We start from the raw sequence: 573 nt of genomic DNA on the forward strand, positions 1-573 counted from the left end.
GGCGCTGGCCGCCGGACTGGGCGAACGGCAGGTAGCCCAGCTCGTCGAGCACCACGACGTCCAGACGTGAGAGCTGGGCGGCCAAGGCGCCGGTCTTGCCGCGCCGGGCCTCGTCCTCAAGGCGGTTCACCAGATCGACGGTGTTGAAGTAGCGGCCACGGGCGCCGGCCCGCACGACGTTGGCGGTGATGGCGATGGCCAGGTGGGTCTTGCCGGTGCCCGTGCCGCCGACCAGGACGATGTTGCGGTGATCGGCCAGGAACGAGCCGCTGTGCAGGGCGCGGACCAGGCCCTCATTGATCGGCGAGCCGTCGAAGGTGAAGCGCGCCAGATCCTTCATCGCCGGCAGCTTGGCGGCGGTGATCCGGTAGCGGATGGAGGCGGCCTGGCGGTGCGCGGTCTCGGCCTTGAGCAGGTCGGCCAGCATCTCCAAGGCGGTGCGGTTGCGCTGCAGGCCCGTGGTCACCGCGTCGTCGAACGCGGCGGCCATGCCCTTCAGGCCCAGCTGACCCAGGGCCTCGATCATCTCATGCCGCTGCACGGGGACCTCGCAGCAGGTCGTAGCGGGCGCAG

Annotated in this window: 1 protein-coding gene; it reads right to left on the reverse strand. The window is 70.9% G+C overall.

The features are described 5' to 3' along the window. Window positions 1–541, reverse strand: a 541-nt coding sequence (locus AX690_RS06590; RefSeq protein WP_066730311.1) for an ATP-binding protein, incomplete at its 3' end; no start/stop codon positions are given. Between the last annotated feature and the right edge of the window lie 32 nt (window positions 542–573).

The sequence above is a fragment of the Caulobacter sp. CCH9-E1 genome, from assembly GCF_001556515.1.
Taxonomy (GTDB): Bacteria; Pseudomonadota; Alphaproteobacteria; order Caulobacterales; family Caulobacteraceae; genus Caulobacter.